Below are 13020 nucleotides of genomic sequence, written 5' to 3' on the forward strand. Positions count from 1 at the left end.
GACCGGCAGCGGCTCGGTCGGGGTGCCGGGCGCCTCGTCCCGCGGCGCCTCGGCTCGCTCCGGGGAGCGGGACGGCCGTCGGCGGGAGGGCCGGCCCGGATCCGCCGGAGCCGGCTCGCCGGGCACACCGGAGGGGCCCGGGGCGCGCCGTGTGGCGTCGTCGGGCCGGCCCGGGTGCTCCTCGGGCCGCTCGCCCCGCGTCTCCCGGGAGCCGGAGCCGGGCCCCGAGCCGGGACCGGGTCCGGGCCCCGAACCGCGCCCGGACCCGGCCGCGGCGGCGGAGCCGAGGGCGCCTCGGGGGCCCGACTCACGGCCGGTGTCCCACCCGTGCTCCGACCGGTGGTCGGAAGGCACACCTCCGCTCGCGTCCTGAAGAACCGTCACCTCTACGGCGCGGTCCCGGCGGCCGTCGCCCCCGGCGTCCGTGCCGGGACACGGGGCGACCTCGCCGGCCGCCCGGCCCGTGCCCGTGCCCGCGCGCGACACATCGCGGCCCGGCGCCGTGGCGGGGCGCTGGGCCGTGCGGGGGGCGGACGCCTCGGCCTGTGGACGCTGCCGCCGGCGCTCCGTCGGGTTCGGGACGTCCGAAGCCGCGGCAGGTGGGGCGGCCTGCCGTTCGTCGGGGGAGATCGGGTGCTCCGTCACGCGTGGGTTTCCATCCGTCCGGGGCCGCGCGCCCTGCTCGCTCGGGCGCACCGTGTCAGTCACGGCGTCGGCAGTGCAGGAAGAGCTGGATCTCGGGCGGTACATCCGTACTGGCCGGGGCGTACGCGTGGGTTTCCTCCCCGGCGATCTCGAACCCCGCGTCGCGCACGACCTGCCGCAGTTCGTCCCGCAGGTAACCCGATACCCGGATCGTGTGCCCCAGGAACGGGATCGAGAAGTCGTCCACGTCCGCCTCGACCATGGAAAGCGCCAGCAGGCCCCCGGGTCTCAGCAGGGCGTGCAGCGTCCGCAGCGCGTGCGGAATCTCCGCGCGCGGCAGCATCAGCAGCGAGAAGAAGGCCGTGACCCCGTCGAAGGTGCCCAGGTCGTGCGAGCCGCGCGGGCCGAAGCGGCCGCCGGGCCGCAGATCCGCGAGGTCCACCAGATGGAAGGCGGCCGCGGGCACGTTCTCCCGGGCCAGCTTGAGCATGCCGGGGGAGAAGTCGACGCCGACCACCTCGTGCCCCGCGTCCACCAGCTGACGGACCGTGGGCAGCCCGGTGCCACAGCCGACGTCCAGCACCCGAGAGCCGGCGGGGAGGGACGAGGCGAGCCAGTGACCGGTGTGGAGCTGGCCCTCCTTGTGCGGGAACGCCACGTCATACCGGTCGCCGATGGCGTCGAACGCCTCCGCCTGGCCGGTACGGTCCAGCGCTAACCGGTCGAAGCCCGCGTAACCTTCCCCCATGCCGTCGTAGCCGCCGTCACCGCTCACGACTCCGCCCCTCCTGTGACCATGCGCCGAGTGCCGCCTATGTGGCGGTGCGTCAAATCTTCCGCGTCACCCGCCGTTCGCGCGGCTGCATCCGGAACATTCGATGCGTCAATTTCCGCTTTTCGCATTCTCTGTTTCCGCCGTCGCCGGCGCAGTCTTCCGGACGACGATCCTACGTTTGAAACACAGGGGTACAGCAAGCGGTTCGCGGCGCCTCATGACCCGAGCGGCTTCGGGGCGCGGTCCCAGTCGGCCGGGAGCGCCGGGACGGTCCAGGACGGGTCCGGCCGCCAGTCCTCCCAGCCCTCCTGGAACGGCGCGCCCCAGGACGAGATGAGTTCGACGGCGGCCCGGCCCGCGGCCCGTACCCGCGCCGCCTGCTCGGCGGCCATCAGCCCGGCCCGCTGCGCCTGCGCGAACTCGTCTTCGTCCTTCCATTCCCAGCTGCGGTCCGGGTAGACCGCGATGTCCAGGAAGTGGTCCTCGGAGTCCACACCCCCGCTCCAGCGGTGGCGCGGCTCCTCGAGGTTCACGTACCAGTTCTTGAAGCGCCAGTCGTGCTCCCAGAACAGCCACACCGACCACGGCTCGTCGGGCCGGGCCAGCTTGAGCACCCCGGTGCCGAACCAGGTCGACCGCGCGGTGGTGCGCGGCTTGGTGTAGCGGGTGGGCAGCGGCTCGCGGTGCACCGAGGTGCCGTCCGCCAGCCGCGGCCGGACGCAGGCGGTGCCCGGCGCCAGCCAGACCGCCAGCAGCTCCGGGCTGTCCTGGACGACGGTGACGGGACGGCAGATGTGGATGCGGTCGGTGGCGTTGCCGCGGTAGCGCCACAGGATGTGGTCCCCCGGCGCCCAAGGGGCGGTGCCGCCTGCCGTGCCCGTGGTCTCCACCGTGTCCGCTGTCATGCGCAGATCTTAGGGGGGTCGTGGTTTCGGTGCCGTGACGTAAGCCGCAGCGGTCGGTGAAGCCCGCCGGTACGGGCCCGGTGCCGGCAGCGGCGAGGGACCCGGTCCCGGGGCGCGCGAACACCCCCGGGACCGGGTCCGACGTGGCCTAGGGCCGGGTCATCCGCAGCACGTCCAGCGCCTCGTCGAGCTGCTCCAGCGTCAGTGCGCCGCGCTCGACATAGCCCGATTCGATGACCACCTCGCGGATGGTCTTCCGCTCCGCCAGCGACCTCTTGGCGACCTTGGCGGCCTCCTCGTAGCCGATGTAGCGGTTGAGCGGGGTGACCACGGAGGGCGAGGACTCCGCGTACTCCCGGGCGCGGTCGACGTTGGCGGTGATCCCGTCGACGGTGCGGTCGGCCAGCAGCCGGGCCGCGTTGGCCAGCAGCCGCACCGACTCCAGCAGGTTCTTGGCGATGACCGGCAGCATCACGTTCAGCTCGAAGTTGCCGGCGGCGCCGGCGGTGGCCACGGTGGCGTCGTTGCCGACGACCTGGGCGGCGACCATCAGGACCGCCTCCGGGATGACCGGGTTGACCTTCCCCGGCATGATCGAGGAGCCGGGCTGCAGATCGGGCAGGTTGATCTCGGCGAGCCCGGTGCGCGGTCCCGAGGCCATCCAGCGCAGATCGTTGGAGATCTTGGTGAGGCCGACCGCGATGGTGCGCAGCTGGCCGGAGGTCTCCACCAGGCCGTCCCGCGCCCCCTGCGCCTCGAAGTGGTCGCGGGCCTCGGTCAGCGGCAGACCGGTGGCGCGGGCCACCTCGGCGATGACCGCGGCCGAGAAGCCCGGCGGGGTGTTGATGCCGGTGCCGACGGCGGTGCCGCCCAGCGGCAGTTCGGCGAGCCGGGGCAGCGAGGCGCGCAGCCGCTCCACCCCGTACCGCACCTGCGCCGCGTAGCCGCCGAACTCCTGACCCAGGGTCACCGGGGTGGCGTCCATGAGATGGGTGCGCCCCGCCTTGACCACGTCCGCGAACTCCGCCGCCTTGCGCTCCAACGCCGCGCCCAGGTGGTCCAGCGCCGGGATCAGATCGCCGATGACGGCGGCGGTGGCGGCGATGTGGATGGAAGACGGAAACACGTCATTGGACGACTGACTCGCGTTGACATGGTCGTTGGGGTGGACCGACCGGCCCAGCCGCTCGCCGGCGAGGGTGGCGAGCACCTCGTTGGTGTTCATGTTCGAGGAGGTGCCGGAGCCGGTCTGGAAGACGTCCACCGGGAAGTGGTCGTCCCAGCGGCCCTCGGCGACCTCGACCGCCGCGTCGGCGATGGCCTCGGCGATGTCCTTGTCCAGCACGCCCAGTTCGGCGTTGACCCGCGCGGCGGCCCCCTTGATCCGGGCCAGCGCCGCGATGTGCGCCCGCTCCAGCCGCTCCCCGCTGACCGGGAAGTTCTCCACAGCACGCTGCGTCTGCGCACGCCACTTGGCGTGGGCGGGCACCCGCACCTCACCCATCGAGTCGCGCTCGACGCGGTGCGCCCCGCCGGAGCCGTCCCGCTCGCCCATCGTGCCGTTCTCGCCGCCCGCTGCGGTCATCGTCGACCCACCTCCTGTAGAGCACCTGTGAAGTCCAGCGTTTGTCCGGTTCCCGGTGTTCCCAAATTGCACTACCGGCTGGTTAATACCGCCACGACACCCACCCCACGGGAGGCGCAATGACGCGCACAGCCCATGCGATCCATCCCCTCCACCCGAGACGCCGCGCCCGGACCCGACGCGGCCTGCTGGCGGCGCTCACCGCCCTCGCCGCCGCCCTCGGAGGGCTGGCCGCCACCCCCGCCGCCGCCACCCCCACCACGGTCCCCGCCGCGGGGCCCGCCCCCACCACGGCCACCCCGCTCTCCCCGGAACTGGAGAAGATCCGCGCCGCCGAGGCGGTCAGGCTCTACGGCGACTCCGCCGAGCGGCCGCTGAGCGGGCGCAAGTCGGCGCTGATCTCGCTGGGCGACAGCGAGATATCCGGCGAGGGCGTCGGCACCTACGAGCCGGGCACCAACGGCCCCGACAACTGGTGCCACCGCTCGCCCGACGCGGCCATCCACCGCACCGGCATTCCGGCGGACGTCACCTACAACGTGGCCTGCTCGGGCGCGTACACCGGCAACATCAGGATCGGCGGCGGCAAGCAGTACGCCGACGAACTGGTGCAGAGCGACAACCTGGCGATCAAGGCCCGCAACACCCGGATCAAGATGGTGCTGCTGGTCGCCGGGGCCAACGACGACCTGCAGTTCGGACCGGTCATGACGGACTGTGTGGTGCGCTGGTTCACCTTCCAGGGCACCTGCGAGCCCAAGTACGACCCCGGCTGGCGGGCCCGCGTCGACGCCCTGGTGCCCAAGGTCGAGGCGACCGTGCGGGACCTGCGCACCGTGATGCGCGACGCCGGGTACGCCGACGGCGACTACCGCCTGGTGGTCATGGGCTATCCCAGCCCGGTGGGGCCCGACGTCGAGGACAACCCGAACTACCCGGGCAAGCTGCCGGGCGGCTGCACCGGCTACACCTCGGACTCCGCCTGGGGTCGCGACACCGCGGTGCCGCTGTTCGAGCGCGGCATGCGCCAGGTCGCCCAGCGCACCGGCGCGGTCTACCTGGACAACTCGCGGCTCTTCCACGGTCATGAGGTGTGCATGGAGGAGACCTGGGCCCGAGGTCTCTACGTCGACCTGACCAACCCCTTCCCGCCGGACTCCAACTCGGTCCGACAGTCCTTCCACCCCAACTTCCGGGGCCACGGCGCCTTCGCGTCCTGCCTGACCCAGCTGTACGCGTCCGGGTGGCGCGAGGCGAGCTGCGCCGACGTGGCCTCCGGCAACAGGCCGGTGCTCTTCCAGGGCGCCTGGGACGACGTCTACCGCCCGCTGAGGAACGCCGCCACCGGCTCCTGCGTCGACGCCACCGCGGCGAGCAGCGCCAACGGCACCAAGGTCGTCGGCTGGGGCTGTCACGGCGGCCGCAACCAGGAGTGGTGGCACGACGCCAAGCGCGGCTCGCTGCACACCGCGCTCACCCAGGACCGCTGTGTGGACGTGCCCGACGGCAGGTACACGGCGGGCGCCGCGCTCGTCCTGTGGAACTGCCACGGCGGCGCCAACCAGACGTTCACCCGGACCGCCGGCACCCTCCGCCCGACGGCGGCGCCCGACCTGTGCCTGACCCTGGCCGCGCCGAAGGATCCGGTACGGCTCCAGAAGTGCGACGGCGGGGCGGCGCAGCGCTTCGCGTAGCCGCCGCTCGTCCGCCACGGCTGGTCCCGCCCCCGGCCTCCACGGTCGGGGGCGGAACCACGCTCGGCGCGGCCCCCGCGGATCAGGCCGGGTTCCACCAGCGTCGGCCGGTGCGGCGGAGGGTGTCCTCGTCCGTCGTACGGGCGTGGGCGCGCAGCAGGCGCAGGATCGCGCCGAAGGCGGGGGAGACCGGCCGGGACGCCGGCCAGGCGAGCAGAGCCGTGCACGGGGACAGGTCGGTGACGGGCACGAAGCGGACGCCGGGCCTGGGCATGAGGGCGAGGCTGCTCTCGGTGATGAAGCGGGTGCCGTGCCCCAGGCTGCACAGCGAGACGCAGTCCTCCAGGGTGGTCGCCGTGTGGTCGGTGTACCGCACCGGGGTGCCGTCCGGGCGCGGATCGACCGCCCAGAACGCGCGGTACTCCCGCGGCACCCGCGGGGAGAAGCCGATGACGGGCAGGTCGGCGAGGTCCGCGAGGGTCACCGACGCGCGCCCCGCCAGCGGATGGGCGTCGGGGACGCAGGCGAACCGCGCGTCGCTGCCCAGCCGCAGCGTCTCGAACCCCGCGGGCATGGGCCCGTAGCAGATGACGGCGTCGACCTCTCCGTCCAGCGGCGCCCTCACCTGCTCGATGTTGTCGACGGCGCGCCACTCGACCTCCGGGCCCGGGCGGCCTCCACGGAGCTCGTCGAGCAGGATGCGCAGGGCGGGCAGGGCCGAAATGTAGGAGCCGAGCACCACCCGGTCCGACGGCGGGCGTGCCAGCTCCTCCGCGGCGCGGCGCAGATCCTCGACGGCGTCGACGGCGGCCCGCACGTGGGGCAGCAGCGCCTCCCCCGCCGGCGTCAGCCGCACCTGCCGTGTGGACCGCTCCACCAGGGTCACCCCCAGGTGGCCCTCGAGGGCGCGGATCTGCCGGCTGAACGCGGGCTGACTGATGAACGCCCGCTTGGCCGCCCGGCCGAAGTGCAGCTCCTCCGCCAGCGCGAGCAGCAGCCGTAACTGATGCGGGCTCGGTTCGCTCGTCACGATTCCCCCTTCTGGACGGCCAGCCGTCCACCCCCATGCGGGGAGGTTATCAATCACGTCTCCGTTCACATCAATGAGCCCTTCCGAATGGGTTTCCGAATGGGTCAGGATGCGTTGTGGCGCTCCTGAACCGGGGCGCGACACACGCATTTTTATTTCCTGTCGAGGGGAAACCGTGTCTCAGGTGAAAAGGAATGTCGCCGCCGTGGGGATGACCGCGGCCCTGCTCTTCGGTGCCGGAATCGCGACGGCGGGCGCGGCGAGCGCCGCACCCGCCGCGCCGTCGGGGTCGACGATCGCCCTGAAGAGTTGGCACTACGCGGGCTACTACGCGTCCCAGTCGAAGTGCGTCGCGGACGGCCACACCGCCGGCGTGCCGTGGAACTGCAAAACCCAGGGCAGCGGTTACGCGCTTTACCTGTACTACTGAGCATGTGCCTTAAGGCAGGGGGAAACATGAGCAATGCGCTTACGGGGGAAAGAACGGTCGTGAGGCACCGCCACGTCCGGGGCGCGCTCCGGCGCGCCGCGCTGGCGGCCGGTTCCTGCACCGTTCTCACCATGGGGATCGTTCTGGGCGGAGCGGGTGCCGCCGAGGCCGACTCCTGTGGTTGCGGCATGCCGAGCCGGTCGTTCACCGTCAAGACCGTCGGCGTCAACAGTTGGTGGACCGCGCAGTTCGACACCGCGCGTGCGAACTGGCACACCAGCGGCGCCGGCGCGAAGATACGACGCACCACCGACTCGCCCAACAAGTTCACGGCGGGCCGCTATGAGAACGAGGACTGGCTCGCGCTGTACACCAAGAAATACAGCGGACCCTGGCGGCAGTTCACGATCAAGGCCAACTCGTATCAGCTCGCCCGGAAGTCGGGCACGCATATGCGGGAGTGGAGTCGCAGCACGGCCACCCATGAGCTGGGGCACGCGCTGAATCTCGACGACAATCCCGGTACGAGAAAAGCGTCCTTGATGAAGCACGGCCGTGACCGGGTGAGAATTCAGAAGCCGCAGCCGTACGACGTGGCCGAGGTGAAGAGGATGTACGGATGAGCGCGCGGCGGAACGCCCTCGGCGGCGGAGCGGTGGCGCTGCTCCTGGCAGTCACCGCGGCCGTCTACTCGACATCGGGCGACGACGCGTCGAAGGCGACGGACACGGTGACCTACGAGGCCGACTACCCGGCCTACCGGTCGCTGGGCGAGGCCGTCGACGAGGCCGACGCGATCGTCACCGGGAAGGTCGTCCGTTCTCGGGTGGAGAAGTCGTGGCCGAAGGTCTCGACCTCGGGTGATCCGATGACCAACCCGCAGGCGGGCCTGTCGGAGGAGGAGGCGCGCCAGGTGGAACCGGTGATCGTCACCGTCTCCACCGTCCGGGTCTCCAAGGTCGTCTCCGGGAACGTCGGAGTCGGGGACACCATCGAGGTCAGCCAGCTGGGAGGGGCGATCAAGGAGACCACCTACCGGGAGGTCAACACCACCACCCTGGCCAAGGACGGAACCGAGTACGCGCTGCTGCTCTCCGCGCACCGCGACGCTCCATACGGCCTGATCAACCCGGAACAGGGGCTCTACACCGTCGGCCCCAAGGGCCGGATCCACGCCGTCTCCACCGAGGGGCTCACCGGTGTGGACACCGTGGACGACCTGAGGCGCGAGGTCGGAAAGCGGTAGCGGGGCCGTGGCGTCGGCTCCCTCTGGACGGGCGTCGGGCCCGTCCAGAGGGGCCGGTGACCGGGGAGAGGCCCCGGTGCGGGGCGGTCAGCCGCCCGGGCGGACCGGGATGCTGGTCACCAAGGGCTGGGCGGGGCCGGGGTCGGTGAAGAAGTCGTTGCCCTTGTCGTCGACGACGATGAAGGCGGGGAAGTCCTCGACCTCGATCCTCCAGACGGCCTCCATGCCCAGCTCGGCGTACTCCAGGACCTCCACCTTCTTGATGCAGTCCTGCGCCAGCCGGGCCGCCGGGCCGCCGATCGAGCCGAGGTAGAAGCCGCCGTGCGCGGCGCAGGCGTCGGTGACCTGCTTGCTGCGGTTGCCCTTGGCGAGCATGATCTTGGAGCCGCCGGCGGCCTGGAACTGCTCGACGTAGGAGTCCATCCGGCCGGCGGTGGTCGGGCCGAACGAGCCGGAGGCGTACCCCTCGGGGGTCTTGGCCGGGCCGGCGTAGTAGACCGGGTGGTCGCGCAGGTAGGTGGGCATCTCCTCGCCCGCGTCCAGCCGCTCCTTGATCTTCGCGTGCGCGATGTCCCGGGCCACGACCAGCGTGCCGGTCAGCGAGAGCCGGGTCTTGACCGGGTGCCTGGTCAGCTCGGCGAGGATCGCGTCCATCGGCTGGTTGAGGTCGATGGCGACCGCGTCCAGATCCGCGCCCGCGCCCTTCGTCAGCTCCTCGTCCGTGGTGTCCGGGAGGTACTTCGCCGGGTCGGTCTCCAGCTGCTCCAGGAAGACGCCCTCGGCGGTGATCTTCGCCACCGCCTGGCGGTCGGCCGAGCAGGAGACGGCGATCGCCACCGGGCAGGACGCGCCGTGCCGCGGCAGGCGCACCACGCGCACATCGTGGCAGAAGTACTTGCCGCCGAACTGCGCGCCGATGCCGATCTTCTGGGTGAGCTCGAAGACCTTCTCCTCCAGCTCCTTGTCCCGGAAGCCGTTGCCCAGCGGCGAGCCCTCGGTGGGCAGCTCGTCGAGGTAGTGCGCGGAGGCGTACTTCGCGGTCTTCAGCGCGTACTCGGCGGAGGTGCCGCCGACGACGATCGCCAGGTGGTACGGCGGGCAGGCGGCGGTGCCCAGCGAGCGGATCTTCTGCTCCAGGAACTTCATCATGCTCGCCTCGTTGAGCACGGCCTTCGTCTCCTGGAAGAGGAAGGACTTGTTGGCGGAGCCGCCGCCCTTGGCCATGAAGAGGAACTTGTAGGCGCCGCCGTCGGTCGCGTACAGCTCGATCTGCGCCGGCAGGTTGGAGCCGGTGTTCTTCTCCTCCCACATGGTCAGCGGGGCCATCTGGGAGTAGCGCAGGTTGAGCTCGGTGTACGCGTCGTAGACGCCGCGCGAGAGGGCTTCCTCGTCGCCACCCTCGGTGAGCACGTTCTGTCCGCGCTTGCCCATGACGATCGCGGTGCCGGTGTCCTGGCACATCGGCAGCACCCCGGCCGCCGCGATGTTCGCGTTCTTCAGCAGGTCCAGCGCGACGAACTTGTCGTTCGGGGAGGCCTCGGGGTCGTCCAGGATGCGGCGCAGCTGGGCGAGGTGCGCGGGGCGCAGATAGTGCGAGATGTCGTGCATGGCCTCGGCGGCCAGCCGGCGCAGCGCCTCCGGCTCGACCTTGAGGAAGGTGCGTCCGTCGGCCTCGAACGTGCTCACGCCCTCGGACGTCACCAGCCGGTAGGGCGTGGTGTCCTCGCCCAGGGGCAGCAGATCGGTATACGCGAACTCTGGCATCGCGGCCATTCCTCACTCGACAGACGGCTACGCGCTGGCACCTTCGACAACGCGTCCACCAGCGTAGAACGCGCGCCGGCGGTGGAGCTTGTGAGGTAAGGCTCAGTTGGTCCGGTCCCGTCGCCACCCGCGCACCGGGCTATCGCGATCTATCGCGTGTCGCTACGCTGGCCGCGTGGACGAGAAGCAGCCGGTGCCCCTGACGAAGCCCGACGCCGCGACGAAGCCCGACGCCGCGGCGCCCGTCGCGGAGGCCGACCTCCGTGTCTCCGACGCCGACCGCGACGGCGTCGCCGACATCCTCCGCGAGGCGCTCGCCGAGGGCCGGCTGGACGCCGAGGAGCACGCCGAGCGGCTCGACGCCACCTACCGGGCCAAGACCCGGGGCGAGCTGGGACCGCTGGTCGGTGACCTCCCCCCGAGGGCGGGTACCGCCGCCCCGCGCGCCGCCCACGCCCCACGGCCGCCCTCTCCCTCCCCCACCGCGGCCGACAACCTGGTCGCCGTCTTCGGCGCCGCGGTGCGCAAGGGGCGGTGGCGGGTGCGGCGCCGCACCAACGCGTTCGCGTTGTTCGGCGGCGTCGAGGTCGATCTGACCGAGGCGGTCTTCGAGCAGCAGGAGATCGTCATCAACGCGACCGCGGTCTTCGGCGGCGTGGAGATCAGGATCCCGGAGAACGTCTCCCTCCGTGGCACCGGAACCGGCGTCTTCGGCGGCTTCGACGTCCAGACCATCGAGTCCCCGGACCCCTCCGCGCCGGTCATCGTCGTCACCGGCTTCGCCCTCTTCGGCGGGGTCGAGACCCGCCCCGTCCCGGGCCGGCGGCTGAAGAACCTCCGCACCTGACCGGGAGAGGTCCGCGCGGGGAGACGACAGGAAGCGGGGCCCGTTTGGCAACCCCGCCTCGGCGTAACCCCTGACGCGCATGGGGCCTGAGGGGTGGCCGTGAACAGCTGCGGTCACATGAAAGACAACGGTGTGCATAAGCACGCGCACAGCGGGTAAGGCTTGGTGCGTCGTCTCTCGTACGGCTGATGGGGGTGCACAGGGGGCCGTACCTCGTGAGACGGGCAAGGGTGACCACCGGAGCCGTCGTCAGGAGTAGACCGTGCTGCAACCGCATCAGCCCCTGCAGGACGCCGCACTGCCCCCGCAGCGCATCCCCGCTCGGGACCAGGCCGGCCCCTGGCACTCAGAGGCGGTGTGCCGCCGGGACGAAGCCGGGCTCTTCTTCGCTCCCTCGAAGGAGCCCACCGCCGCCCGGCTGTCGCGGGAAGAAGCCGCGAAGCGCGTATGTGCCCGTTGCCCGGTCATGGTCGAGTGCCGGGAGCACGCACTGCTGCAGCCCGAGCCGTACGGGGTGTGGGGCGGGTTGACCGCGGCGGAGCGCCGCGTCGTCCTGGCCCGCCGCCGCCGGCGCGAGGCGGAGTTGCAGCGCGCGGTGCGGATCGCCGCCGCCGGGTGACCGAGCCGAAGAGGCATCGGGCCGGGTCCCGCCCCTGACCGCGGGACCCGGCCCGACGCGTTTTCGGCGACGACGCGCCCACGCTGGCGACGTCCCGCCCACGCCGGCGACGACCCGCCCACGCCGGCGGCGTGCCGCCGCGCCGGCGACGCCGCGCCTGCGGCACACGGCGACCGGCGCGGGGCCGCGGACGATGCGTCCCGCCGCGACGGGGAGCGCCCCGACGGCAGGAGTCCGGCGGCGTCGAACGACCACAGGGGGTTCGACGGCCGCCGGTGCGCCGCTCGTACGGAGCCGGGCCTTCCTCAGCGCCGTTCGGCCGCTCCCGCGGTCAGCGCGCGCGCTCGAAGTCGACCGACGAGTAGGCGCGCAGCTTGGACAGCCGGTGCGTGGAGTCGATCTGCCGGATGGTGCCGGACTTGGAGCGCATGACCAGCGACTGCGTGGTGGCGGTCTCCGAGCGGTAGCGCACCCCGCGCAGCAGCTCGCCGTCGGTGATGCCGGTGGCGACGAAGAAGACGTTGTCGCCGCGGACCAGGTCGTCGGTGGACAGCACCCGGTCCAGGTCGTGGCCCGCGTCCAGGGCGCGCTGCCGCTCGGCGTCGTCCTTGGGCCACAGCCGGCCCTGGATGGTGCCGCCCAGGCACTTGATCGCGCAGGCCGCGATGATGCCCTCGGGGGTGCCCCCGATGCCCATCAGCAGGTCCACGCCCGTGCCCTCGCGGGCCGCCATGATCGCGCCGGCCACGTCGCCGTCCGAGATGAACTTGATGCGGGCGCCGGTCTCCCGGATCTCCTTGACGATGCCCTCGTGGCGGGGGCGGTCCAGGATGACGACGGTGACGTCCTCGGGGCTGGAGTTCTTCGCCTTGGCGACGCGCCGGATGTTCACGTCCACCGGCGCGGTGATGTCGACGAACTCGGCGGCCTCGGGGCCGGTGACGAGCTTGTCCATGTAGAAGACCGCGGAGGGGTCGAACATCGAGCCGCGCTCGGCGACGGCCATCACGGAGACGGCGTTGGCCATGCCCTTGGCGGTGAGGGTGGTGCCGTCCACCGGGTCCACGGCCACATCGCACTCGGGGCCGGTCCCGTCGCCCACGCGCTCGCCGTTGTAGAGCATGGGGGCGTTGTCCTTCTCCCCCTCGCCGATCACCACGACGCCGTTCATGGAGACGGTGTGGATCAGGGCGCGCATGGCCTTGACGGCGGCGCCGTCGGCGCCGTTCTTGTCGCCGCGCCCCACCCAGCGCCCGGAGGCCATGGCGCCGGCCTCGGTCACCCGCACCAGCTCGAGAGCGAGGTTGCGGTCGGGAGCCTCGGGGCTGACTTCGAGCTGGGACGGAAGATGGTGCTCGGACATCGGAGCGCACCTTTCTGTACGGCGACGGCCGGTGAGGGTGCTCATGACTTTATCCGCTGATTGCGAATGTGAGCAGAGCGCCCCACGCATGAGCAGCGTCAACACTCCGGGAAGGCC

Annotated in this window: 12 protein-coding genes; 6 read left to right on the forward strand and 6 right to left on the reverse strand. The window is 71.9% G+C overall.

Annotated elements, in window-relative coordinates:
- Positions 1 to 700: 700 nt before the first annotated feature.
- The 3 genes from CD790_RS02535 to CD790_RS02545 all read right to left on the reverse strand — a co-directional run bounded on the left by CD790_RS02535 (position 701) and on the right by CD790_RS02545 (position 3880).
- A complete protein-coding gene (locus tag CD790_RS02535; RefSeq protein WP_144381871.1) occupies positions 701 to 1393 on the reverse strand; it encodes a class I SAM-dependent methyltransferase in 693 nt (230 codons plus the stop codon).
- Between the two features lie 242 nt (positions 1394 to 1635).
- Positions 1636 to 2325, reverse strand: a complete 690-nt coding sequence (locus tag CD790_RS02540; RefSeq protein ID WP_144381288.1) for a DUF402 domain-containing protein — start codon at positions 2323 to 2325, stop codon at positions 1636 to 1638.
- Positions 2326 to 2473: 148 nt separating this feature from the next.
- On the reverse strand, positions 2474 to 3880 hold the full coding sequence (locus CD790_RS02545) for a class II fumarate hydratase (protein WP_186318875.1): 1407 nt from the start codon (positions 3878 to 3880) through the stop codon (positions 2474 to 2476).
- A gap of 149 nt (positions 3881 to 4029) precedes the next feature.
- Here CD790_RS02545 and CD790_RS02550 point away from each other — a divergent pair, with 149 nt between their 5' ends.
- Entirely contained in the window at positions 4030 to 5604 is a 1575-nt protein-coding gene (locus CD790_RS02550; protein ID WP_144381290.1) for a ricin-type beta-trefoil lectin domain protein, read from the forward strand.
- A gap of 82 nt (positions 5605 to 5686) precedes the next feature.
- On the opposite strand, the gene CD790_RS02555 is transcribed toward CD790_RS02550, so the two are convergent.
- Positions 5687 to 6634 (reverse strand): LysR family transcriptional regulator, encoded by a 948-nt coding sequence (locus CD790_RS02555; RefSeq protein ID WP_144381291.1) that lies wholly within the window; start codon positions 6632 to 6634, stop codon positions 5687 to 5689.
- A 175-nt stretch (positions 6635 to 6809) separates the two neighbouring features.
- On the opposite strand from CD790_RS02555, the gene CD790_RS02560 reads away from it, so the two are divergent.
- The 3 genes from CD790_RS02560 to CD790_RS02570 all read left to right on the forward strand — a co-directional run bounded on the left by CD790_RS02560 (position 6810) and on the right by CD790_RS02570 (position 8310).
- The gene (locus CD790_RS02560) at positions 6810 to 7064 is read left to right on the forward strand and encodes a hypothetical protein (RefSeq protein WP_186318839.1); all 255 of its coding nucleotides are present in this window, start codon (positions 6810 to 6812) and stop codon (positions 7062 to 7064) included.
- 131 nt (positions 7065 to 7195) lie between these two features.
- Positions 7196 to 7687 carry a hypothetical protein gene (locus CD790_RS02565; RefSeq protein WP_144381293.1) on the forward strand — a complete coding sequence of 164 codons (492 nt, stop codon included), beginning with the start codon at positions 7196 to 7198 and terminating at the stop codon, positions 7685 to 7687.
- Positions 7684 to 8310 (forward strand): hypothetical protein, encoded by a 627-nt coding sequence (locus CD790_RS02570; RefSeq protein ID WP_144381294.1) that lies wholly within the window; start codon positions 7684 to 7686, stop codon positions 8308 to 8310. Before CD790_RS02565 ends, CD790_RS02570 begins: the two co-directional genes overlap by 4 nt.
- An 87-nt stretch (positions 8311 to 8397) precedes the next feature.
- Here the strand turns inward: CD790_RS02570 and CD790_RS02575 are convergent, their stop codons facing one another.
- Positions 8398 to 10074, reverse strand: coding sequence for a fumarate hydratase (locus CD790_RS02575; RefSeq protein ID WP_144381295.1), 1677 nt, complete (start codon positions 10072 to 10074; stop codon positions 8398 to 8400).
- 175 nt (positions 10075 to 10249) lie between these two features.
- Here CD790_RS02575 and CD790_RS02580 point away from each other — a divergent pair, with 175 nt between their 5' ends.
- Together CD790_RS02580 and CD790_RS02585 are read left to right on the forward strand one after the other, a co-directional pair.
- Positions 10250 to 10921, forward strand: coding sequence for a DUF1707 domain-containing protein (locus CD790_RS02580; protein ID WP_144381296.1), 672 nt, complete (start codon positions 10250 to 10252; stop codon positions 10919 to 10921).
- Between the two features lie 262 nt (positions 10922 to 11183).
- Positions 11184 to 11540, forward strand: coding sequence for a WhiB family transcriptional regulator (locus tag CD790_RS02585; protein WP_144381297.1), 357 nt, complete (start codon positions 11184 to 11186; stop codon positions 11538 to 11540).
- A gap of 331 nt (positions 11541 to 11871) precedes the next feature.
- Here CD790_RS02585 and glpX read toward each other — a convergent pair whose 3' ends face one another.
- Complete coding sequence (gene glpX, locus CD790_RS02590; protein ID WP_144381298.1) at positions 11872 to 12903, reverse strand: class II fructose-bisphosphatase; 1032 nt, start codon at positions 12901 to 12903, stop codon at positions 11872 to 11874.
- Positions 12904 to 13020: the final 117 nt, after the last annotated feature.

Origin of the sequence: Streptomyces sp. SAJ15, assembly GCF_007595705.1 — a bacterium.
Taxonomy (GTDB): Bacteria; Actinomycetota; Actinomycetes; order Streptomycetales; family Streptomycetaceae; genus Streptomyces.

Excerpts from the sequence above, each read along its gene's own strand:
- CD790_RS02550 (WP_144381290.1), top strand. The coding sequence starts at position 4,030 with ATGACGCGCACAGCCCATGCGATCCATCCCCTCCACCCGAGACGCCGC.
- CD790_RS02540 (WP_144381288.1), bottom strand. The coding sequence starts at position 2,325 with ATGACAGCGGACACGGTGGAGACCACGGGCACGGCAGGCGGCACCGCC.
- CD790_RS02535 (WP_144381871.1), bottom strand. The coding sequence starts at position 1,393 with ATGGGGGAAGGTTACGCGGGCTTCGACCGGTTAGCGCTGGACCGTACC.
- CD790_RS02565 (WP_144381293.1), top strand. The coding sequence starts at position 7,196 with ATGGGGATCGTTCTGGGCGGAGCGGGTGCCGCCGAGGCCGACTCCTGT.
- CD790_RS02575 (WP_144381295.1), bottom strand. The coding sequence starts at position 10,074 with ATGCCAGAGTTCGCGTATACCGATCTGCTGCCCCTGGGCGAGGACACC.
- CD790_RS02570 (WP_144381294.1), top strand. The coding sequence starts at position 7,684 with ATGAGCGCGCGGCGGAACGCCCTCGGCGGCGGAGCGGTGGCGCTGCTC.
- glpX (WP_144381298.1), bottom strand. The coding sequence starts at position 12,903 with ATGTCCGAGCACCATCTTCCGTCCCAGCTCGAAGTCAGCCCCGAGGCT.
- CD790_RS02545 (WP_186318875.1), bottom strand. The coding sequence starts at position 3,880 with ATGGGCGAGCGGGACGGCTCCGGCGGGGCGCACCGCGTCGAGCGCGAC.